At 64.5% G+C, this 19,093-nt stretch carries 17 protein-coding genes; 5 read left to right on the forward strand and 12 right to left on the reverse strand.

All coding sequences use genetic code 11. The features are described 5' to 3' along the window. The first annotated feature begins 153 nt into the window (after positions 1-153). The gene (locus PHD22_RS07965) at positions 154-1,575 is read left to right on the forward strand and encodes a bifunctional aminoglycoside phosphotransferase/ATP-binding protein (protein ID WP_299864803.1); all 1,422 of its coding nucleotides are present in this window, start codon (positions 154-156) and stop codon (positions 1,573-1,575) included. Here the strand turns inward: PHD22_RS07965 and PHD22_RS07970 are convergent. Next, the gene (locus PHD22_RS07970) at positions 1,554-1,751 is read right to left on the reverse strand and encodes a hypothetical protein (protein WP_299864806.1); all 198 of its coding nucleotides are present in this window, start codon (positions 1,749-1,751) and stop codon (positions 1,554-1,556) included. The genes PHD22_RS07965 and PHD22_RS07970 overlap by 22 nt on opposite strands. Between PHD22_RS07970 and PHD22_RS07975 the strand changes: the two genes are divergently transcribed. Genes PHD22_RS07975 through PHD22_RS07985 form a run of 3 tightly spaced genes read left to right on the forward strand, consistent with a single transcriptional unit; the run spans position 1,750 to position 3,679 of the window. Further along, a complete protein-coding gene (locus PHD22_RS07975; RefSeq protein ID WP_299864808.1) occupies positions 1,750-2,049 on the forward strand; it encodes a hypothetical protein in 300 nt (99 codons plus the stop codon). The genes PHD22_RS07970 and PHD22_RS07975 overlap by 2 nt on opposite strands. Then, positions 2,046-3,311 (forward strand): ferric reductase-like transmembrane domain-containing protein, encoded by a 1,266-nt coding sequence (locus tag PHD22_RS07980; RefSeq protein WP_299864809.1) that lies wholly within the window; start codon positions 2,046-2,048, stop codon positions 3,309-3,311. The genes PHD22_RS07975 and PHD22_RS07980 overlap by 4 nt, the downstream gene beginning before the upstream one ends. After that, positions 3,308-3,679, forward strand: coding sequence for a cytochrome b5-like heme/steroid binding domain-containing protein (locus PHD22_RS07985; RefSeq protein ID WP_299864811.1), 372 nt, complete (start codon positions 3,308-3,310; stop codon positions 3,677-3,679). The genes PHD22_RS07980 and PHD22_RS07985 overlap by 4 nt, the downstream gene beginning before the upstream one ends. A gap of 75 nt (positions 3,680-3,754) precedes the next feature. On the opposite strand, the gene PHD22_RS07990 is transcribed toward PHD22_RS07985, so the two are convergent. The 10 genes from PHD22_RS07990 to PHD22_RS08035 form a co-directional block, all read right to left on the reverse strand. Continuing rightward, a complete protein-coding gene (locus PHD22_RS07990) occupies positions 3,755-7,390 on the reverse strand; it encodes an EAL domain-containing protein (RefSeq protein WP_299864813.1) in 3,636 nt (1,211 codons plus the stop codon). 252 nt (positions 7,391-7,642) lie between these two features. Continuing rightward, positions 7,643-8,290, reverse strand: coding sequence for a NapC/NirT family cytochrome c (locus tag PHD22_RS07995; protein WP_299864815.1), 648 nt, complete (start codon positions 8,288-8,290; stop codon positions 7,643-7,645). A gap of 25 nt (positions 8,291-8,315) precedes the next feature. Next, the gene (locus PHD22_RS08000) at positions 8,316-8,786 is read right to left on the reverse strand and encodes a nitrate reductase cytochrome c-type subunit (RefSeq protein ID WP_299864817.1); all 471 of its coding nucleotides are present in this window, start codon (positions 8,784-8,786) and stop codon (positions 8,316-8,318) included. After that, the gene (gene napH / locus PHD22_RS08005) at positions 8,786-9,667 is read right to left on the reverse strand and encodes a quinol dehydrogenase ferredoxin subunit NapH (protein ID WP_299864819.1); all 882 of its coding nucleotides are present in this window, start codon (positions 9,665-9,667) and stop codon (positions 8,786-8,788) included. Before napH ends, PHD22_RS08000 begins: the two co-directional genes overlap by 1 nt. Before the next feature lie 3 nt (positions 9,668-9,670). Then, positions 9,671-10,588 (reverse strand): ferredoxin-type protein NapG, encoded by a 918-nt coding sequence (gene napG, locus PHD22_RS08010; RefSeq protein ID WP_299864867.1) that lies wholly within the window; start codon positions 10,586-10,588, stop codon positions 9,671-9,673. A gap of 136 nt (positions 10,589-10,724) precedes the next feature. Continuing rightward, the gene (napA, locus tag PHD22_RS08015; protein ID WP_299864821.1) at positions 10,725-13,280 is read right to left on the reverse strand and encodes a nitrate reductase catalytic subunit NapA; all 2,556 of its coding nucleotides are present in this window, start codon (positions 13,278-13,280) and stop codon (positions 10,725-10,727) included. After that, a complete protein-coding gene (locus PHD22_RS08020) occupies positions 13,277-13,579 on the reverse strand; it encodes a chaperone NapD (RefSeq protein WP_299864823.1) in 303 nt (100 codons plus the stop codon). The genes napA and PHD22_RS08020 overlap by 4 nt, the downstream gene beginning before the upstream one ends. Then, on the reverse strand, positions 13,576-14,076 hold the full coding sequence (napF, locus tag PHD22_RS08025; RefSeq protein WP_299864825.1) for a ferredoxin-type protein NapF: 501 nt from the start codon (positions 14,074-14,076) through the stop codon (positions 13,576-13,578). Before napF ends, PHD22_RS08020 begins: the two co-directional genes overlap by 4 nt. Positions 14,077-14,334: 258 nt before the next feature. Further along, the gene (locus PHD22_RS08030; RefSeq protein ID WP_299864827.1) at positions 14,335-14,916 is read right to left on the reverse strand and encodes a peroxidase-related enzyme; all 582 of its coding nucleotides are present in this window, start codon (positions 14,914-14,916) and stop codon (positions 14,335-14,337) included. 211 nt (positions 14,917-15,127) lie between these two features. Next, positions 15,128-15,631 (reverse strand): MarR family transcriptional regulator, encoded by a 504-nt coding sequence (locus tag PHD22_RS08035; RefSeq protein WP_299864829.1) that lies wholly within the window; start codon positions 15,629-15,631, stop codon positions 15,128-15,130. Positions 15,632-15,962: 331 nt separating this feature from the next. On the opposite strand from PHD22_RS08035, the gene PHD22_RS08040 reads away from it, so the two are divergent. Next, positions 15,963-16,589 carry a class I SAM-dependent methyltransferase gene (locus PHD22_RS08040; protein WP_299864832.1) on the forward strand — a complete coding sequence of 209 codons (627 nt, stop codon included), beginning with the start codon at positions 15,963-15,965 and terminating at the stop codon, positions 16,587-16,589. Between the two features lie 132 nt (positions 16,590-16,721). Here the strand turns inward: PHD22_RS08040 and katG are convergent, their stop codons facing one another. Beyond that, on the reverse strand, positions 16,722-18,893 hold the full coding sequence (gene katG, locus PHD22_RS08045; RefSeq protein WP_299864835.1) for a catalase/peroxidase HPI: 2,172 nt from the start codon (positions 18,891-18,893) through the stop codon (positions 16,722-16,724). Positions 18,894-19,093 lie beyond the last annotated feature (200 nt).

Below are 19,093 nucleotides of genomic sequence, written 5' to 3' on the forward strand. Positions count from 1 at the left end.
ATCATCCATGGAACACCCAACTGGGTTACGCTCCGTAAGGTTTTCCAAATCAGGACGCGGCATGAAGCACGTTCACGGCGTCCTCTTGTTCGGTCAGATCCTGCCCGGAACGGATGTCGCCCCCCCCACTCCGCCCGGAGGGATAATTCCGCCATGACCCCGCCTCTTCCCCCCTGGCTCGAGGCCTTCCGCCATCGGGTGGAGGCCGATGTGGTCGAAACCCACATTTCCTGGATACTCCTGTCCTCCGAGTACGCCTGGAAACTTAAGAAGCCGGTCAGCTTGCCCTTCGTGGACTATGGCACCCCCGCACGCCGGGCCTGGTGCTGCCAGGAGGAACTACGCCTCAACCGGCGCTTCGCTCCGGACCTCTACCTGGGGCTCGACCCCGTCGGGGGAAGCGGGGAGTGGGCAGTCAGGATGCGGCGCTTCGACGAAGCCCAGCGCCTGGACCATGTCTGCGCTCAAGGCCAGCTGCGCACGGAACACCTGGACGCCCTGGTTCAGACCATCACTCACGCCCACGGCAAGGCCGGGATCGCCGGCCCCACCAGCCCTTTCGGCGAGCCAGAGCAGGTGCTGGCTCCAGCCCTGGAAAACTTCGTGGAGCTTCTGGAACTCCAGCCGCAGCTCGGGGGGCGCCTGACACCCCTGCAGGCCTGGACCCACGACGAGTTCGGGCGTATCCGTCCGCTCCTCGCTGCCCGCAAGGCGGCGGGCCGGATCCGGGAATGCCACGGGGATCTGCACCTGGGGAACCTGATCCTGCAGGATGACCGGGTGCTGCCCTTCGACTGCATCGAATTCAACCCCGCCTTGCGCTGGATCGATGTGGCCTCGGAACTGGCCTTCACCTGGGTGGATCTGCTGGATCACCGCCAGCCCGGACTCGCAGGGTGGCTCCTGAACGCCTGGCGGGAGCACACCGGGGACCACGAGGCCATCGAAGTCATGCGCTTCTACGGCGTTTACCGGGCTCTCGTGCGTGCCAAGGTCGCCGCCCTGTCCGACCGGAGGGAAGACGTGGAAGACTACCTGAAACTGGCCGAACGTATCGCCCGCTCCGGCCCCCCGAAACTGGTGATCACCCACGGCCTCTCCGGTTCAGGGAAAACCCTGCAGAGTGGCCGGCTGCTGCAGGAAGACCCCCTGGGCCAGACCCTGCGGCTGCGCGCCGACGTGGAACGCAAACGCCTGTTCGGTCTCGCCCCCCTGGATGCCAGCGCTCCCCTGCTGAACATCTACACCGCCGGGGCCACCCGGGCCACCTACGGGCTGCTCGCTACCTGGGCAGGCCGCTGGCTGGCTGCGGGATGGTCGGTGATCGTGGATGCGGCCTTCCTGAAACGCCGGGAAAGGGATGCCTTCCACCAGCTGGCCCTGACCCATAACGCTGGGTTCGGCATCCTGGCGTGCGACGCCCCCCTGGACCAACTCCGGCAACGCCTCCTGACACGCCGGGGAGACGCTTCCGAAGCCACCGTGGCACTCCTGGCGCAGCAATGCCAGTGGCTGGAAGCCCTCGGGGAAGACGAGCATTCCCTCCTCCTGCCTCAGCGCAGGGAGCCCACATAACGCCCCACCGGATGGGTGGCATTGGGACGGACGGCCCGCGTCCGCATATACGCCCAAGGCTGGCGCGCGCCGTCGCCAGCGGGCGCCGGCGTGGAGCGTGCCGGGACGACTGCGGCCATGACCACGAGGCTGGCGTAGAATAGGTCGGCACACTCACTGCGGGGGGGCTCTCCCATGACCCGTCTTGCTGCTGTCCTGCTGGGCATTCTGCTTGTTTGGGGCCATGCCCCGGTCCTGGCCGGACCCTGGCGTGCCGACGCAGGCACGGTCAGGGGCTGGGCCCTGATGAGCCCGGCGGAGCGCATCGAGCACCAGCGCCGCCTGCGCAGCTTTACCCATGAAGCGGAATGCCGGGCCTACCTGCAGGCCCATCACGCCGGGATGGCACAGCGCGCCCGCGACCGGGGAGTGCAACTGGCGCCAGGCGGACGCTCCCCCTGCGACGCGCTGCTGCAACGGGGGGCGCTGCAATGACCCTCCCGGCGACTCTCCGCGCGCCCCTGCTATGCCTCATCCTGCCCGCCAGTGCAGTGCTCTGGGCCTGGCCCGAGGGCCTGCCACCCTGGCGCGGCCTGGCCATCATCACAGCCTGGACAGGGACCGGCCTGCTTCTCGCCAGCCTGCTCCTGATGCTCCGCCAGCCCCGGCTGGCTGAACATCTGGGAGGACTCAGCAACAGCTACCGCTGGCACCACCTCTCCGGCACACTGGCCTACATCAGCCTGTTGCTCCATCCCCTCGCACTCGCTGCGGATGGTTTCACGGAAGACCCACGGACAGCCTGGCTCGCCCTCGCCCCCTGGGCGCTCGGCTGGCCAGAAAACCTGGGCTGGCTGGCGCTGCTGCTCCTGATGGGCGGACTCGCAGGCAGTTTCGGCCCCCCTCTCGCTTACCGGCCCTGGCGGGCAGTGCATTTTCTGCTGGGCGCCGGCGTGGTGCTGGGGCTCGCCCATGTCTGGGCGCTGCTGGGGAATGCATCCGGTGTGCTGCTTGCCTTGTTCGTCTGCCTGTTCAGCCTGGGCTGGCGCCTGCTAGCCGATGACCGGGGCTGGGGAGCGGCCCCCTACCGGGTGAGCTCTGTCCGGGCCTGTGCCCGGGATAGTATCGAAGCGACGCTGACACCCTGTTCCCGCGCGCTACCTGCCCGCCCTGGCCAGTTTGTCCTGGCCGCATTCGGCGATGGCGGGCACTTTCATGGCAGCAAGGAGTTTCACCCCTTCACCCTCAGCGAAGTGGGCGACAACGGACAGTTGCGCATGGCCATCAAGGCCCTGGGGCACTGTACCCGACACCTTCAAGCCCTGGAGCCGGGCGTGCTGGTCCGGCTCGCAGGCCCATTTGGCGAAGCCGCCCAGACCCTGCCGGATGGCCGCCCCCGGCTATGGATTGCCGGGGGAATCGGCATCACGCCCTTCATGGCCCTCCTGCGCCAGGAAACCAGCGGACCGCCCACGGATCTGCTCCATGTGTTCAGGCGCGCCGAAGAGGCCCCCTTTCTTGACGAACTGGAAAGCCTGGCCCGCCAGCGCCCCGAACTGAACTACCTCCCCAGGGCCACCGGGGATGGTCCGGCGCCCCTGGCCGACATGCTGGCGCCCCTGGACAGCCTGGAGGAACGCTCGGTCTATCTGTGCGGCCCCCCAGGCCTTGTGGACTTGGCCCGGCGCCTGCTGCTGGCACGGGGAGTCAACGCCCTGCGCATCCACCATGACAGCTTTGATTTTCGCGGATCATGAAAACCCTCTATCGCCTGAGCACCCTTCTCTTCTGGCTCGCGGTCGGCGGCTTTGCCGCAGCACCCCAATGGCTGCCGGAGCCCCTCTCCCAGACTCCCCCATCCCGGGCGACCGGGACACAGCCCCGCCTGACGCCGGCCGAAATGGCGCGGCACAACCGGGAGGGTGACTGTTGGGTCAGCATCGACCAGCAGGTGTACGACCTGACGCTTTACACGCCCACCCATCCCGCCGATCCGGCAGTCATCCTGGCCTGGTGTGGCAAAGAAGCCAGCACCGCCTATCACACCAAGAACGCCGGCCGTCCCCACTCCCCGTACGCCGATCGCCTGCTGCCGCGTTACCGGCTGGGGCCCCTGCAGCCTTGAGGCTGCCCAGGAGCGCCGGACGGGGCCACGTTCCGGGAGGACCTTGCGCGCCCTCCCGGGGAGACCAGCGCCCGGTCAGGGGGCATCGAGCAAAGCCTCAAACGCCTCCACCGGCAGTGGGCGGGCAAAGTGGTAGCCCTGGTAGGCATGGCAGCCAGACGCCTCCAGAAAGGCACGCTGAGCCTCGGTTTCGACCCCTTCAGCGATCACACCGAGGCCCAGGCTCTGAGCCAGGGCAATCACCGTGCGGGCAATCGCCGCATCATTGGGATCACTGAGCACATCCCGGACAAAGGACTGATCGATCTTGAGCTGATCCAGGGGCAGGCGCTTCAGGTAGGACAACGACGAGAAACCCGTGCCGAAGTCGTCCAGGGCAAAGCGTACGCCCTTGGCCCGCAGGGCGAACATCTTGTCGATGATGTCATCCACGTTCGACACCAGCGTACTCTCGGTCAGCTCAAGCTTGAGCAGACGGGGGTCCGCCCCCGAGCGCTCAATGATGGACATCACCCGCCCGACGAAATCCGGCTGGGAGAACTGGTGGGCGCTCACGTTCACTGCGATGCCCAGCGTCTGCATGGCCGGCTGCAAGGCCCAGCGGGCCAACTGGGCGCAGGCCATCTCCAGCACCCATTCACCGAGTGGAAGGATCAGCCCGGTTTCCTCGGCCAGGGGAATGAAAGCGGCCGGAGATACCAGCCCCCGCGTCGGATGCTGCCAGCGCAGGAGGACCTCGGCACCCACGATGTGCCCTAGCCCACGCACCTGAGCCTGGTAATAGAGGAAAAACTGCCCCGCCCCCAACGCTTCACGCAAGTCCTTCTCGAGAGCCATCCGCTCCATGACCATGGTCTGCATGGCCGGATCAAAAAAGCGCAATGCGTTGCGCCCGGCATCCTTGGACTGGTACATCGCCAGATCTGCCTGCTTGAGGAGCTCGTCCGTACTCGTCTCATGCCCCTTGAACACCGTGGCCCCGATGCTGGCCGACGTCCGGTGGAACACACCGTCGAGGTGATAGGGTTCATTCAGGGCGGCCAGGATTTTCTCCCCCACCACCTCGGTCTGGTTGGCAGCCTCCTCCGGATTGCCCTTGAGTCCTCCGAGCACCACCAGAAACTCATCCCCCCCAAGACGCGCCACCGTATCCCCTTCGCGGACGCTCCCCACCAGACGCCGGGACACCTGCCCCAGCAGCAGATCCCCCTTGTCGTGGCCGAGGGAGTCGTTGAGCGTCTTGAAATTGTCCAGGTCAATGAAGAGCATGGCGCAACAGCTGTCATTCCGCCGGGAGGCCGTCATCGCCTGCTTCAGACGATCCCTCAGCAAGGTTCGGTTGGGCAGCCCGGTCAACTGGTCGAAAAAGGCCAGCTCCTCGATCTTCTGTTCCGCCTTCTTGCGATCACTGATGTCGAAATGGGTGCCCACATAATGCGTAACGCTTCCATCCTCGCCCTTGACCGCCGAGATGGTGAGCCATTTCGGATACACCTCCCCGCTCTTGCGTCGATCCCAGACCTCTCCCTGCCAGCCACCGGTGTTCAGGATGCACTCCCACATCTGCTGGTAGAAGGCCGCGTCATGCAGGCCCGACTTGAGGAGGGCGGGAGTCTTGCCCACCACATCTTCCGGCGCATAACCGGTAATTTTGGTGAAGGCCGTGTTCACCCTCAGGATCACTCCCGCGGCATCAGTGACCATCATGCCCTCCTGGGACTCAAAGGCCGCAGCAGCGATGCGCAGATCAATCGCCGCCTGCTTCTGGGAGGTAATGTCCCGGGTCACGGAGAGCTGGACCGTCTCCCCCTCGTCCTCCATGGGCACCGCGTGGGTTTCCAGCCAGCGTCGTCGCCCCTTGAGCCCCTGAATCTCGAACTCCAGCTTCACCGTCTCCCCTGCCAGGACGCGGCGATGCAGTTGCCCCACCACCTCCCGGTATTCAGGCACGATGAAATCCACCAGCGGGCGACCGGCAATCTGCTCCAGGGTATCCGCCTCCAGCATCCGCAAGCCCGCCGGGTTGATGTGCCTCAGGCGCCCCTCCGCATCCACCACCTTGATGCAGTCCGGCTCGTTATCGACGATGGTGCGCAGGCGCTGCTCCCGGTCCTTGAGCAAGCGCTCGGCCCGGTGTCGTTCGGTAATGTCCGAGTAGATCCAGATACTCCCGTCGTGAGGATCAGCGGGATCAATGACACGTCCCGTGAGCTGCCCCCAGAAAAAGCTGCCATCCTTATGGCGCAGCTTGACCTCGGCGTTGTAGCTCTGCCCCTGGGACATCAGCGCATACGCTTCGATACCGAGCCTCTCGTAGGTTTCGCGGGAATCGTAAAGGCGCTCGGACGACTCACCGGTCAGTTCCCCTGGCCCATACACGAAGATTTCCTCGAAGCGCCGGTTGCAGGCCACGATCCGGCGCTGCCGGATATGCACGATGCCCACCATCGCGTTGTCGAGAATCGTCTGGTTCTCCGCCAGCAGGCGGTGAATACGCACTTCCTGCCGACGACGCTCGGAAATATCCCGCAGGGCGCTGACGAACAAGGGCCCCTCGCGGCCCTCGATCCGGCTCAGGCAGATTTCCACATCCACCAGGCGGCCATCCTTGCACAGGGCCTTGGCCTCCTGCCCATGAACCACCGCCGATCCGGCCTCTCTTTTCGCAGCGCTCCCGGGGACGAGCAGCTCGATCGGACACCCCACCAGTTCGGCGACAGGATAGCCAAGCAGGCGCTCCACCTGCGGGTTGGCCCTCATGATGCGCCCTTCCCCATCGCTGATCAGCATGGCATCCGGACTGGCGGCAAAAACCGCTCTCTCCAGCAACTCGCTCCGGTGGAGCATTTCCCGCATCTCCTCCAGACCGGCAAGCACACCACCTTCGACGCCCGGAGGCACTGGAATGGGCCGCTCCAGGTCACCGCCACCAATCCGCCGGATATGGGCATGGATCTCCCGGGCCGATCCCCCGAGGGCCAGGCGGAGAGCGGCATAGGTCCGCCACAGCAGATAAAGGGCCAGGGCCACGCAGGCAATGAAGACCAGGCGGAACACCAGGGCCAGGCGCTGGGCGCTGCGCACCTCCTCCTGGGTGCGCGCCTCGATCAGGGTAAAGGCGTCATTGATCCAGCCCATGATCTCGGCCCTCGCCCGGTGATAATCAGCGTCGTAGAGCATGGTCCGGGCCAGAACCCAGCGGACCTCTGCGTCCGCTCCATCCGCTTCCACCAACCCCATGGCTTCACGCTCCACGGCCGCCAGGCGGTCCGATGCGGTCTTCGCCTGGACCAGCGCGGCCAGCTCTGCCGGCGCCAGGCCACTCTCCTGCATCAGGGTCAGCAGGGCCACCGCCCGACCGGACGGCACACGGCCCTCTGCGCCCGGCACCGACATCAGATCCCAATAAGCGTGGGCATAGCCCTCCGGCCGGGGACGCCGGCCCTCCCGGATCTCGATGATCTGGTGATAGAAATCCTTGTACCGGTGCTCACGGGTCGCCACATAAGTGCGCACCATCCGCGTAAGGTCATTGGACGAGCGGCGCAATTCATGGGCAAGGTCGATGGCCACCAGACGCCGTTCATTGGCCTGATCAACATCCTGCTCAGAACGGACATACAGACCGAACGCGAGCATCAACAACAGAAACACGGCCACGGTCAGCAACAGGTTTCGCGAAACCCGAAGGGGCGCGTTTCTCAAGGGCATTCTTACCATTTCCGATCAGGGGACGGCGCCGGGCCCGTCTGGACACGCTGCGCTCCGCGAAACGCGGGTAAGGGTTTTTACACCAAGCGTGCCTCAGGTTCCACCAGGATCTGCGGGCATACGGGCAGATGTCCTGACAGATCGTCATCTGGTCATGCACCCCCGCAAAGCCGGCGGGCCGCTTAAGCGGCCCGCCGACTCCCCGGTACCGGGCCCAGAGGCTCCCGGCACCTTCCCCTGGTCAAAGGAAAATCAGTTCTTCACCGCGGCGCTGGCCTCGGGCTTGGGTGTCTCCGGATGGAACTCCTCCTGAGTCGCGCCGTGCTTGGGTGCCCCGATGGACTGCTCCACCTCGGGTAGGGTATGGGCGATCCCCTTGTGGCAGTCGATGCAGGTCTTACCCTCGTTCAGGCCGGTCTGGTGCATCCGGGAAGAACGGCGGCCCTGCTCGGCGTAATCGAAGCTGTTGAAGTTATGGCAGTTGCGACACTCCCGGGAGTCGGTGCTCTTCATCCGGTCCCACTCGTGCTTGGCCAGTTCAAGACGTTTGGCGTTGAACTTCTCAGGGGTATCGATGGAGCCCAGAACCTTGTGCAGGACCTCGTTGGAGGCCTGGATCTTGCGCCACATCTTGGGGCCCCACTCCTTCGGCACATGACAATCGGGGCAGGTGGCCCGGACGCCAGAACGGTTGGAGGCGTGAATGGTGTTGCGGTACTCCTGGTACACGTTGTCCTTCATCTCGTGGCAAGAGATGCAGAACTCCTCCCGGTTGGTCCACTCCATGGCGGTGTTGAACGCCCCCCAGAACAGGATGCCGCCGATGAACAGCATCGCGGCAAAGCCCCACCCGGCAGCCCTGAGGCGACCGATCAGGCCCTTCTTGTTATTAGTATCCATTTGTCCGGCTCCTGTTGTTTATTGGTCAGCGCATGCCAGTGCCGGGCTTGAAGGTGTTACCCACCAGCGGCTTGGCATCGCTCTGGGGCACATGGCACTGGTTGCAGAAATAACGGCGGGGCGAAACGCTGGAAAGCTCGTCCCCCTCCCGGGTCTTGAAGTGGGTCACCGAGATCTTCGTGGCGCCGCTTTCCTTGGCCCGGGCCCAGGCGTGGCAATCCAGGCACTTGTTGAAGTTCTTGGTGACCGTGTAGCCCTTGATCGTATGGGGAATCAGCGGCGGCTGCTGGACGAAGTCCCGGGGCAGCGGCGCGGAATCGCGGCTGTAACGGGTGCCATCCCCCTCCGGATCGGAAGCGGTGATCTCGGCACCACGCAGGGTCTGCAGCTTGACCGGCGCATCGGCGGCCACGGCAGGGGCGAGGAAGGTCTGGGCAAGGCACAGGGCCAGGGCAGCAGCCCGCAAGCGGGCGAAAGGGAAGGTCGGCTTGTTCATCACTCGCTCCTTTGATCGAACCTATGAGTCATTTTGAAAACCTGTTTGTCACACACATCGATACAGCGGCCGCAGGTCGTGCAGTCCGATGCGAGAATCAGCGGATGGCTCTGCCCCACCGCCTTGAGGGCCGGACGGATCACCTGAGGTTCGGGGCAGACGGCAAAGCAGTCCATGCAATCGTCGCAGGCCTTGCGGTTGGGGGCAGACACCCGGACCAGGGCCTTCTTGCCGAGCAGACTGTAAAAGGCCCCCATCGGGCACAGGTGCCCACACCAGCCGCGGCTGGCCATGAACACGTCGTAGATGAAGATGCCGCCAATCACGAACAAGCCGCCGGACATCCCGAAAATCAGACTCCGGTGCAGCAGGGAGACGGGATTGACCCACTCCCAGACCAAAGTCCCGGTAAGGGCTGAGGCTACCAGCAGCATCCCCAGCAACCAGTAGCGGGTATTGGCGTCAGGCACCCGGCCGGTCTTGATGCCCAGCCGACGGCGGGTCCAGGCAGCCGCATCGGTCACCCCATTGACCGGACAGACCCAGCTGCAGAACACCCGCCCCCCCACCAGCAGATAAAAGAGCAGCACGATGGCGGCCCCGATCAGCGCGGTGGCGTACGGCACGTGACCGGTCACCAGGGTCTGCAGGAGCAGCAGCGGGTCGGTCAGGGGCAGCACCCCCAGGGTCATGGAAGAAGACAGATTGCCCTTGGCGATCCAGACCCCGAACCAGGGCCCACTTAGAAAGGCCAGCAGGATGAGGATCTGGCTGACCCGGCGCAGGATCAGGAAGCGCTGGCGCTGCCACAGGCTGCGCTCCGGCGCGCAGGGCGTCACCGGCCGGATAGTTTTCCTGGAGGACAGTGTCGTGGCCGCCATGATTCAGGGCTTCCAGTGGGAGTTGAGACCGCTCGGCCCCTTGGGCGCGGGAGCAACCGGTACAGCAGGCGTCGCCGGCAGATCGGGTGCCGGCGTCACGGGAGCCACCGCGGCCTCGGTGGCCGAACGCCCTGCAGTCGAGCCTTCAAAACCACGAATCGGCATTTCCACCTGATCACCGATCAGGGAGCCACCATGGCGGGCCTTTTCCTCCCACCCCTTGCGGTAGTGCTCTGGCAGGGCTCCCTGGGCAAGCGGACGGGGAAACACCTTGATCGCCGGCTCCGGCAGCACGCAGGACTTCTCGCACTTGCCGCAACCAGTACAGGCATCGGAATGCACCGTCGGCAGCAGCATGGCATGCCGGTCAGAACGGGGATTGTGCTGGGTTTCCAGAGTGATGGCCTTGTCGATGACCGGACATACCCGGTAACACACGTCGCAGCGCAGGCCGAGGAAGTTGAGGCAGGTCTCGTGGTCGATGAGCGCAGCGAGTCCCATCCGGGCCTGGTTGATGTCCGTCAGGGCCGGATCCAGGGCCCCCGTGGGACAGGCCTTGACGCAAGGGATGTCCTCGCACATCTCACAGGGCACACTGCGGGCATGGAAATACGGAGTCCCGGTGGGCACCGGCGCGCCCAGGTCCGAGAGCTTCAGAGTGTCGTAGGGACAGTCGCGGACACACAGGCCGCAGCGCACACAGGCGGCCAGGAAATCCGCCTCCGGCAACGCGCCAGGTGGCCGGAGGGCCTGTGCCGGCAGGGCCGAGGCACTGCGGGAGTACAGGCTCGCCCCCAGGGCCAGCAGACAGCCGCCACCGGCAGCGGCAGCCACGCTGTTAATGAACTTCCGCCGGGCAACCGACGCCGGTGAATTGGCAACGGATGACCTGGGGGCATTTTTTTTCTGGCCGGTGTCCATGATCAGGGGTGTGACAGTTCCATCCATGCAGGAGGCCCGTCTCCCGCCGGGAACCGGCCGCAGCGCAGGTCGCGCCAGTCGGCACCAACCCTGCGGAACGGCCCCCCGGAGGCAGGCCTGTGCTTACCGTGCGAGCTCAGGCCCGCACCACCTTGACGGCGCACTTCTTGTAGTCGGTCTCCTTGGAGATCGGGCAGGTCGCGTCGAGGGTGAGCTTGTTCACCAGCTTCGATTCATCGAAGAAGGGCACGAAGATCAGGCCCACCGGCGGCTTGTTGCGACCCTTGGTTTCGAGGCGGGCGGTCATCTCGCCGCGGCGAGAATGGACCTTGACCACCATGCCGCGCTGCAGGCCGCGCTTCTTGGCGTCGTCCGGATGCATGAAAACCTGGGCTTCCGGGACGGCCTTGTGCAGCTCGGGCACCCGGCGGGTCATGGTGCCGGTGTGCCAGTGTTCCAGCACGCGGCCGGTGCATAGCCACATGTCGAACTCGGCATCGGGCTTCTCGGGGGGATCCTGATAGGGCAGCGCGAAGATCACTGCCTTGCCGTCCTTGTGGCCGTAGAAGCGCACGCCCTCGCCCTTCTTGACGTAGGGGTCGTAGCCTTCGCGGAAGCGCCACAGGGTTTCCTTGCCATCGACCACCGGCCAGCGCAGGCCGCGGGCCTTGTGATAGACGTCGAAGGGGGCAAGGTCGTGGCCGTGGCCACGGCCAAAGATCGCGTATTCCTCGAACAGGCCCTTCTGCACGTAGAAGCCGAAGGCCTCGGATTCATCGTTGGTGTAGTTCTTGATCGCGTGCTCGTTCACCTTCACGAGCTCGCTCTTCGGGAACTTGTTCACCACCTTGTTGGCGTAGAGCACGTCGTAGAGGGTCTTGCCCTTCAGCTCGGGCTTCTTGGCGATCAGCTCGGCCGGCCAGACCTCCTCGACCTTGAAGCGCTTGGAGAACTCCATGTACTGCCACAGGTCGGACTTGGCCTCGCCCGGGGCCTTGACCTGCTGGCGCCACACCTGGGTGCGCCGCTCGGCGTTGCCGAAGGCGCCTTCCTTTTCGGTCCACATGGCAGAGGGCAGGATCAGGTCGGCAGCCAGCGCCGAGACGGTGGGGTACACGTCCGACACCACCACGAAAGCCGCCGGGTTGCGCCAGCCCGGGTAGATCTCCTGGTTGATGTTGGGGCCGGCCTGCATGTTGTTGGTGGTGCTGGTCCAGTAGCACTTGAGCTTGCCGTCCTTGAGGGCGCGGCTCTGAGCCACCGCGTGGAGGCCGATCTTGTCGGGGATCGTGCCTTCGGGCAGCTGCCAGATTTCTTCGGCGTGGTGGCGGTGCTCGGGGTTGGTGACGACCATGTCGGCCGGCAGGCGGTGGGCGAAAGTGCCCACTTCACGGGCGGTGCCACAGGCGGAGGGCTGGCCGGTGAGCGAGAAGGGGCCGGAGCCCGGGGTGGAGATCTTGCCCACCAGCAGGTGAACGTTGTAGATCATGTTGTTCACCCAGGTGCCACGGGTGTGCTGGTTGAAGCCCATGGTCCAGAAGCTGACGACCTTCTTCTTGGGGTCGGCGTACAGCTCGGCAAGCTTCTGCAGGCGGTCTTTGGGCACGCCGGAAAGCTTGGAGGTGTAGTCGAGGGTGTAGGTCGAGACGAACTTCTTGAATTCTTCGAAGGTGGACGGCCGGGCGTCGTTGGGGTTGTTCTTGGGCTTGCCGTCGGCGCCGGGGTAACCGTTGAACTTGGCGTCCTTCTCGAGGGCGTGGTTGGGGCGCAGGCCGAAGCCGATGTCGGTCTCGCCGGCCTTGAAGTTGACGTGGGCCTTGACGAACTCCTGGTTGACCTTGCCCGACTGGATGATGTGGTTGCAGATGTAGTTGAGAATCGCCAGGTCGGTCTGCGGCACGAAGATCATGCCGTTGTCGGCGAGCTCGAAGCTGCGGTGCTCGAAGGTGGACAGCACGTGCACCTGGGTATCGGTCTTGGTGAGGCGACGGTCGGTGATGCGGGTCCACAGGATGGGGTGCATCTCGGCCATGTTGGAGCCCCAGAGCACGAAGGCGTCGGCCTGCTCGATGTCGTCGTAGCAACCCATCGGCTCGTCGATGCCGAAGGTGCGCATGAAGCCGGTGACCGCCGAGGCCATGCAGTGGCGGGCGTTGGGGTCGAGGTTGTTGGAGCGGAAGCCGGCCTTCATGAGCTTGGAGGCGGCGTAGCCTTCCCAGATGGTCCACTGGCCGGAGCCGAACATGGCGATGGAGGCCGGGCCGGTGGTCTTGAGGGCATCCTTCCACTTCTCGGCCATGATGTCGAAGGCCTGGTTCCAGGTAATCGGGGTGAACTCGCCATCCTTGCTGTACTTGCCGTCCTTCATGCGCAGCAGCGGCCGGGTGAGCCGGTCCTCGCCGTACATGATCTTGGACAGGAAGTAGCCCTTGATGCAGTTGAGGCCCCGGTTGACCTGGGAGTCCGGATCGCCCTGGGTGGCCACCACGCGGCCGTTCTGGACGCCCACCAGCACCGAACAGCCGGTACCGCAGAAGCGGCAGGCGGCCTTGTCCCAGCGCACCGCGGTGGTGTTTTCGGCGGCGGCGGGGGCGGCCTCCTTCGCTGCCAGCGCAGGGAGGGAGATCCCGGCAGTGGCGGCAGCGGTGGCGATCGCCTGGGTCTTGATGAAATCGCGTCGGTTGATGGTCATGATTGAGCCTCCTCGCAGGGGGTATTCGTGGAATCCGTGGCAGGGGTTTCGGTAAAGCTGGCCGGCAGCGGGGTGTCGGTGTGCTCGTAGGCCAGGGTGGCAGCCAGTACCTGAGGAACACGGTGCAGCGCTATGAGGGTGTCGGACATGGATGCGCCTGCCGAATCCTCGACGGTCACCACCAGCTTGCCGTCGTCCGACATGCCGTGGCATTCAACGCCGGGGAAGGCGGTCAGGGCCGCCTCGGCCTCGGCACGGGTCTCCGGCTTGATGCGGAGGACAAGACTGACGATATTCATGAACACTCCGGTACAGGATTGATGACCACCCGCTGGATCGCCGTTACGGGACAGGGCGCGATGCAGGCACCGCAGCCGGTACAGAGGGCGTTGTCCACCTCGGGCAGCGACACACCCCCCAGGCGGGGACGAAAACGGATCACTGCCTCGTCGCAGATTTCTCCGCAGATGCGGCACTCCACCTGACGAGCCGCCAGACATTCTTCAGTGATGGCAATACCGAACAGCCAGGGACGCACTTCAGTATTCCGGCCCAGGGCGCCGGTCTGGCAAGCCCGGGTGCAGTCGCCGCACAAGGTACAGGCGGCAGCAGAAAAATCCGCCTCGGGGAAGCCCCCTTCCCCGCGCTTCAGCAGCTGAGTTGGGCAGGCACGCAGACAATCGTCACAGCGGGTACAGCGGGCGAGAAAGTCCGCTTCAGGCCCACTCCAGGGGGGACGGAACAACACCCGTCCGCTGGTACGTGCCCCAAGAAAGCGACGGCGGGAAACATCCATGTTTGACTCGATTTTTTTGATACGGCCAATCCTAATCCTTACCTTAGGCAAAAACCTTGATGCAGGCGAAGGCTTTCATCAAAGAACGAGCATCCGCCAGGCACCGCCACTGAAACCCACCTCGACGCCATCCAGCAGGCCGGCCCTTCAGAAGACGAGCCCTTCAAGACAGCGTTGGCAAGCACGTCCGTTCGAAATCCAAAAAAAAGGCCACCCGGAACCCTCCGGGTGGCCTCAACCCTTGCGGGGAGGGAGTAATCAGGATTTGGGCAGGCGGCCCATCAGGAAGAACTCATCATTGGGCCGCATGGAGGCAAGGTTGGCCAGACGGTTGCTCAGGGCAAAGAAGGCGGCAATGGCGCCAATGTCCCAGACGGCTTCGTCGTCAAAGCCGTGGGCCTTGATTTCGGCGATGTCTGCGTCGCCCACTTCGGCAGAGCGGAGGGCGACCTTCATGGCGAAATCGAGCATGGCCTTCTGGCGCGGGGTGATCTCGGCCTTGCGGTAGTTGGTGGCAATCTGGTCGGCCACCCGAGGGTTCTTGGCCCGGATGCGCAGGATGGCACCATGGGCTACCACGCAGTAAAGACAGCTGTTGGCACCGGAGGTCGCTACCACGATCATCTCCCGCTCGGCCTTGGTCAGACCTTCATCCTTTTCCATGAGCGCGTCGTGGTAGGCGAAGAAGGCCCGGAACTCTGCCGGGCGATGGGCCAGGGTGAGGAACACATTGGGCACGAAGCCGGCCTTTTCCTGCACGGCGAGAATCTTCTCGCGGATATCCTCAGGCAGGTTGGCAAGGTCGGGTACGGGGTAGCGGCTGACGGGGCGCTCGCTCATGCTGTTGTCTCCTTTGTCTCGTCTTGCGACCAGTTTAGCGGCCCGGAGCACAAGGTCGAGAGGGTCAGGGCAGAACGGCGGGATGTGCAAACGGCTTGGCCGAAAATACAACCCCTGCCCTCCTGACTGGCACACCCGTGTGCGTACCCCGTCCCTGGAACGGCAGCCTGCCTGCAACAAAAATTGCCCTGAGGGAATTGAAGCGGGCGGCTCAGAGGTCGGCCAGGGGCTGGCCGGCACTCGGATCGTCACGCTTGCCCAGTTGGGCAATCACCTCGGCCAGCCTCATGTGGAGTTGCTGCAGGCTGTCGTCGGTCAGCCCATGCAAGGCCTGGGGCAGGATGCCCTCCACCGGACCCGGCGCTTCAGCCAGCACAGGCACCGCAGCCTCACCCAGCTGCAAACCGACCCGGCGCAGGTCATCCGGATTGCGCATCTTGACCACCAGCCGCCGGCCCTCCAGCTTGTCCACCAGCTGGCTGCAGGTGGACTGGTGAATCGACAGGCGGATGGCCAGTTCAGACACCCCGATACCCGGCTGATGGGCAATTTCATGGAGCAGCCACAGCTGGGAGCCGGAAATACCGCAGCGCTGCTCCACCTCACGAAAGTGCTGGCGTACGGAACCGAAGATCAGGCGGAACTGCTTGAGTACCGCAATCGAGAGTGTCTCATCGGCGGCAGGAAGAGCGGAGAGAGGGCGGGTCGTGTTCATGGGGCGGAATTGTATGGACATCCATGCAACACGCAAGAGCAGTGTGCCGACAGGAGCAGACGGGGCACGGGAAATTACCCCCGCCTGGAACCATCCAGCTGCGCGTGCAACCAAATGAAAGACCTGGCGGGACAGCCGGTAGCGGGGGTGAGGCCCGGACACACTGGAAAAAATTAATTCAACGCTGCTGCCCGGCAGCCATGACAAATATACGGAATTCGGCAGAGCGCTCAAGGCGCTGACCCACTTCCTCAACGAATCCCTGGCGCCGCTCCCACACGGATGCCAGCCGACCCGCCCCACCGGGGCAGACCATTACAAGGAGAGACCCATGACTCAGGAATCGATCTGGAGCACCCGCTACCGGGACGCTGGTGAGGACTACCTTTTCGGCACCGAACCCAACCGTTTCCTGGCCCATCGCAGCACGCTGCTGCAGGATGGGCGGACGGCCCTGTCGGTGGCCGACGGAGAGGGCCGCAACGCCGTGTGGCTGGCCGAACAGGGTCTGGAAGTCACCGCCATCGAGATTTCCGCAGTCGCCATCGAAAAGGCCCGCCGGCTCGCGGCGGGCCGCCATGTCCAGGTGGATTTCCGTCAGGTCGACATGCTCGCCCCAGGCTGGCCACCGGCCGAAATGAAGGGGCAGTTCGACTGGGTGGTCGGGATTTTCATCCAGTTCGTGGGGCCGGAATGGCGGGAGCGCCAGTTTGAAGTCATGCAGCAACTGACCCGCCCGGGCGGTCGCATCCTGCTCCAGGGCTACACCCCCAAGCAGCTGGAGTACCGCACTGGAGGGCCCTCCGCCGCCGAGAACCTGTATACCGAGGACATTCTCCGGGAGGCCTTTGCCGACTGGATCATCGAGGAGCTGGTGGAGTACGAGGAAGACATCAGTGAAGGTAGCGGCCACCGGGGCCGCTCGGCCCTGATCGGTCTGGTGGCACGCAAGCCTTGATGGAGGGATGAGACTGGAGCTCCGGGGTGCTGGGCAAGAATGCGCCCGGACTCCCCGCCCCAGCCAGCGTCCCCCATGAAAAACCCCACGTCACGAGGAAACGCGACGTGGGGTCATGGAACGGAAAGCGGATCAGGCGAGCTCGAAGCGATCCGCGTTCATCACCTTGGTCCAGGCAGCAACAAAATCCTGGACGAACTGTTCCTGGTTGTCGTCCTGGGCATACACCTCCGCATAGGCACGCAGGATGGAGTTGGAGCCGAACACCAGATCGACCCGGGTCGCCGTCCACTTCTTCGCACCGCTCTTGCGCTCGACGATGTCGTAGCTGTTGCGCCCGGTGGGCTTCCAGCTATAGGCCATGTCGGTCAGGTTGACGAAAAAGTCGTTGGTCAGCGCGCCGACGCGATCGGTGAACACACCGTGCTGGCTACCGCCATGGTTGGTGCCGAGCACGCGCAGGCCACCGATCAACACGGTCATCTCGGGTGCGGTGAGACCCAACAGCTGGGCACGGTCAAGCAGCATCTCCTCGGGCTGGACCGCATAGTGCTTCTTCTGCCAGTTGCGGAAGCCGTCATGTTCCGGCTCGAGCACCGCGAAGGACTCGACGTCGGTCTGCGCCTGGCTGGCATCACCCCGCCCCGGGGTGAAGGGCACGTCCACCTTGAAGCCGGCGGCCTTGATCGCCTGCTCCAGACCCACGTTGCCACCCAGCACGATCACGTCCGCCACGCTGGCACCGGTTTCGGCAGCGATCTTCTCGTACACCGCCAGCACCTTGGCCAGACGCGCCGGCTCGTTGCCTTCCCAGTCTTTCTGCGGCGCGAGGCGAATGCGGGCACCATTGGCGCCGCCACGGTAGTCCGAGCCGCGGAAGGTACGGGCACTGTCCCAGGCGGTGGCGACCATGTCACCCACCGACAGGCCAGCAGCAGCGATCTTCGCCTTAACCGCAGCCACGTCGTAATTTTTGTGACCAGCGGGCACCGGGTCCTGCCAGATCAGATCCTCGGCCGGCACATCGGGGCCGATGTAGCGCGCTTTCGGGCCCATGTCGCGGTGAGTCAGCTTGAACCAGGCCCGGGCGAAGATATCCTCGAAGTAGGCCTGGTCGTCGCGGAAACGCTCGGCGATCTTGCGGTACTCGGGATCCATCTTCAGCGCCATATCGGCGTCGGTCATGATCGGCTTGCGGCGGATCGACGGATCCTCCACGTCCACCGGCATGTCCTCTTCCTTGATGTTGACCGGCTCCCACTGCCAGGCACCGGCAGGCGACTTCTGCAGCGCCCAGTCGTGCTTGAACAGCATGTCGAAGTAGCCGTTGTCCCACTGGGTGGGATGCGTGGTCCAGGCGCCTTCGATACCGCTGGTCACGGTGTCGCGGCCGATGCCGCGGGTTTTGTGGTTCATCCAGCCGAAGCCTTGCTCCTCGATGTCCGCGCCTTCCGGTGCGGGGCCGAGGTTGGCCGCGCTGCCATTACCGTGCGTCTTGCCGACGGTGTGGCCGCCCGCGGTCAGGGCCACGGTTTCCTCGTCGTTCATCGCCATGCGCTCGAAGGTCACGCGCATGTCATGAGCAGTCTTGAGCGGATCGGGCTTGCCGTCCACGCCTTCCGGGTTTACGTAGATCAGGCCCATCATCACCGCGGCGAGCGGATTGTCGAGGTCACGCACACCGGAGTAGCGCGAGCCCTCGCTGCGACTGGGCGCCAGCCATTGCTTCTCCGAACCCCAGTAGATGTCCTTCTCGGGATGCCAGATGTCCTCGCGGCCAAAGGCGAAGCCGAAGGTCTTGAAACCCATCGACTCGTAGGCCATGTTGCCGGCGAGGATGAAGAGGTCGGCCCAGCTCAGCTTGTTGCCGTACTTCTTCTTGATCGGCCACAGCAGGCGGCGCGCCTTGTCGAGGTTGCCGTTGTCGGGCCAGGAGTTGAGCGGGGCAAAGCGCTGGTTGCCGGTACCTGCGCCACCACGGCCGTCGGCGATGCGGTAAGTGCCGGCGGCGTGCCAGGCCATGCGGATCATAAGGCCGCCATAGTGGCCCCAGTCGGCTGGCCACCAGTCCTGGCTGTTGGTCATGAGGGCGTGGAGGTCCTTCTTGAGCGCATCCACGTCCAGGGTCTTGACGGCTTCGCGGTAGTTGAAGCCGGCAGGCATGGGATTGGTCTTGCTGTCGTGCTGGTGGAGAATGTCCAGGTTCAGGGTGTTGGGCCACCAGTCGGTGTTCGATTTGCCAGCGGACGTCATGCTGCCGTGCATGACAGGACATTGGCCGGACTTGACGTTGTTTCCGTTCATCTCCATCTCCTTGCGTTATTTTGGTGGACTAGGTGCTTGCGCTACCCAGGACGGCGGCAGCGCCCCCTCCTGTCGGTCTGACTCACCCACTGCCTGACTGTCTGCATAGACTACCCCATTCACCATTAATACGGCTCATGCAGCCCATCGCCTGACACTATGCCCCAGGCACCGTTTCCACCCCTGGAAATGCCCGACCC

The sequence above is a fragment of the Zoogloea sp. genome (assembly GCF_028693495.1).
Classification (GTDB): Bacteria; Pseudomonadota; Gammaproteobacteria; order Burkholderiales; family Rhodocyclaceae; genus Zoogloea.

Coding starts and splice junctions, on each gene's coding strand:
- PHD22_RS07965 (WP_299864803.1), top strand. CDS start 154: ATGACCCCGCCTCTTCCCCCCTGGCTCGAGGCCTTCCGCCATCGGGTG.
- PHD22_RS07975 (WP_299864808.1), top strand. CDS start 1,750: ATGACCCGTCTTGCTGCTGTCCTGCTGGGCATTCTGCTTGTTTGGGGC.
- PHD22_RS07970 (WP_299864806.1), bottom strand. CDS start 1,751: ATGGGAGAGCCCCCCCGCAGTGAGTGTGCCGACCTATTCTACGCCAGC.
- PHD22_RS07980 (WP_299864809.1), top strand. CDS start 2,046: ATGACCCTCCCGGCGACTCTCCGCGCGCCCCTGCTATGCCTCATCCTG.
- PHD22_RS07985 (WP_299864811.1), top strand. CDS start 3,308: ATGAAAACCCTCTATCGCCTGAGCACCCTTCTCTTCTGGCTCGCGGTC.
- PHD22_RS07990 (WP_299864813.1), bottom strand. CDS start 7,390: ATGCCCTTGAGAAACGCGCCCCTTCGGGTTTCGCGAAACCTGTTGCTG.
- PHD22_RS07995 (WP_299864815.1), bottom strand. CDS start 8,290: ATGGATACTAATAACAAGAAGGGCCTGATCGGTCGCCTCAGGGCTGCC.
- PHD22_RS08000 (WP_299864817.1), bottom strand. CDS start 8,786: ATGAACAAGCCGACCTTCCCTTTCGCCCGCTTGCGGGCTGCTGCCCTG.
- napH (WP_299864819.1), bottom strand. CDS start 9,667: ATGGCGGCCACGACACTGTCCTCCAGGAAAACTATCCGGCCGGTGACG.
- napG (WP_299864867.1), bottom strand. CDS start 10,588: ATGGACACCGGCCAGAAAAAAAATGCCCCCAGGTCATCCGTTGCCAAT.
- napA (WP_299864821.1), bottom strand. CDS start 13,280: ATGACCATCAACCGACGCGATTTCATCAAGACCCAGGCGATCGCCACC.
- PHD22_RS08020 (WP_299864823.1), bottom strand. CDS start 13,579: ATGAATATCGTCAGTCTTGTCCTCCGCATCAAGCCGGAGACCCGTGCC.
- napF (WP_299864825.1), bottom strand. CDS start 14,076: ATGGATGTTTCCCGCCGTCGCTTTCTTGGGGCACGTACCAGCGGACGG.
- PHD22_RS08030 (WP_299864827.1), bottom strand. CDS start 14,916: ATGAGCGAGCGCCCCGTCAGCCGCTACCCCGTACCCGACCTTGCCAAC.
- PHD22_RS08035 (WP_299864829.1), bottom strand. CDS start 15,631: ATGAACACGACCCGCCCTCTCTCCGCTCTTCCTGCCGCCGATGAGACA.
- PHD22_RS08040 (WP_299864832.1), top strand. CDS start 15,963: ATGACTCAGGAATCGATCTGGAGCACCCGCTACCGGGACGCTGGTGAG.
- katG (WP_299864835.1), bottom strand. CDS start 18,893: ATGAACGGAAACAACGTCAAGTCCGGCCAATGTCCTGTCATGCACGGC.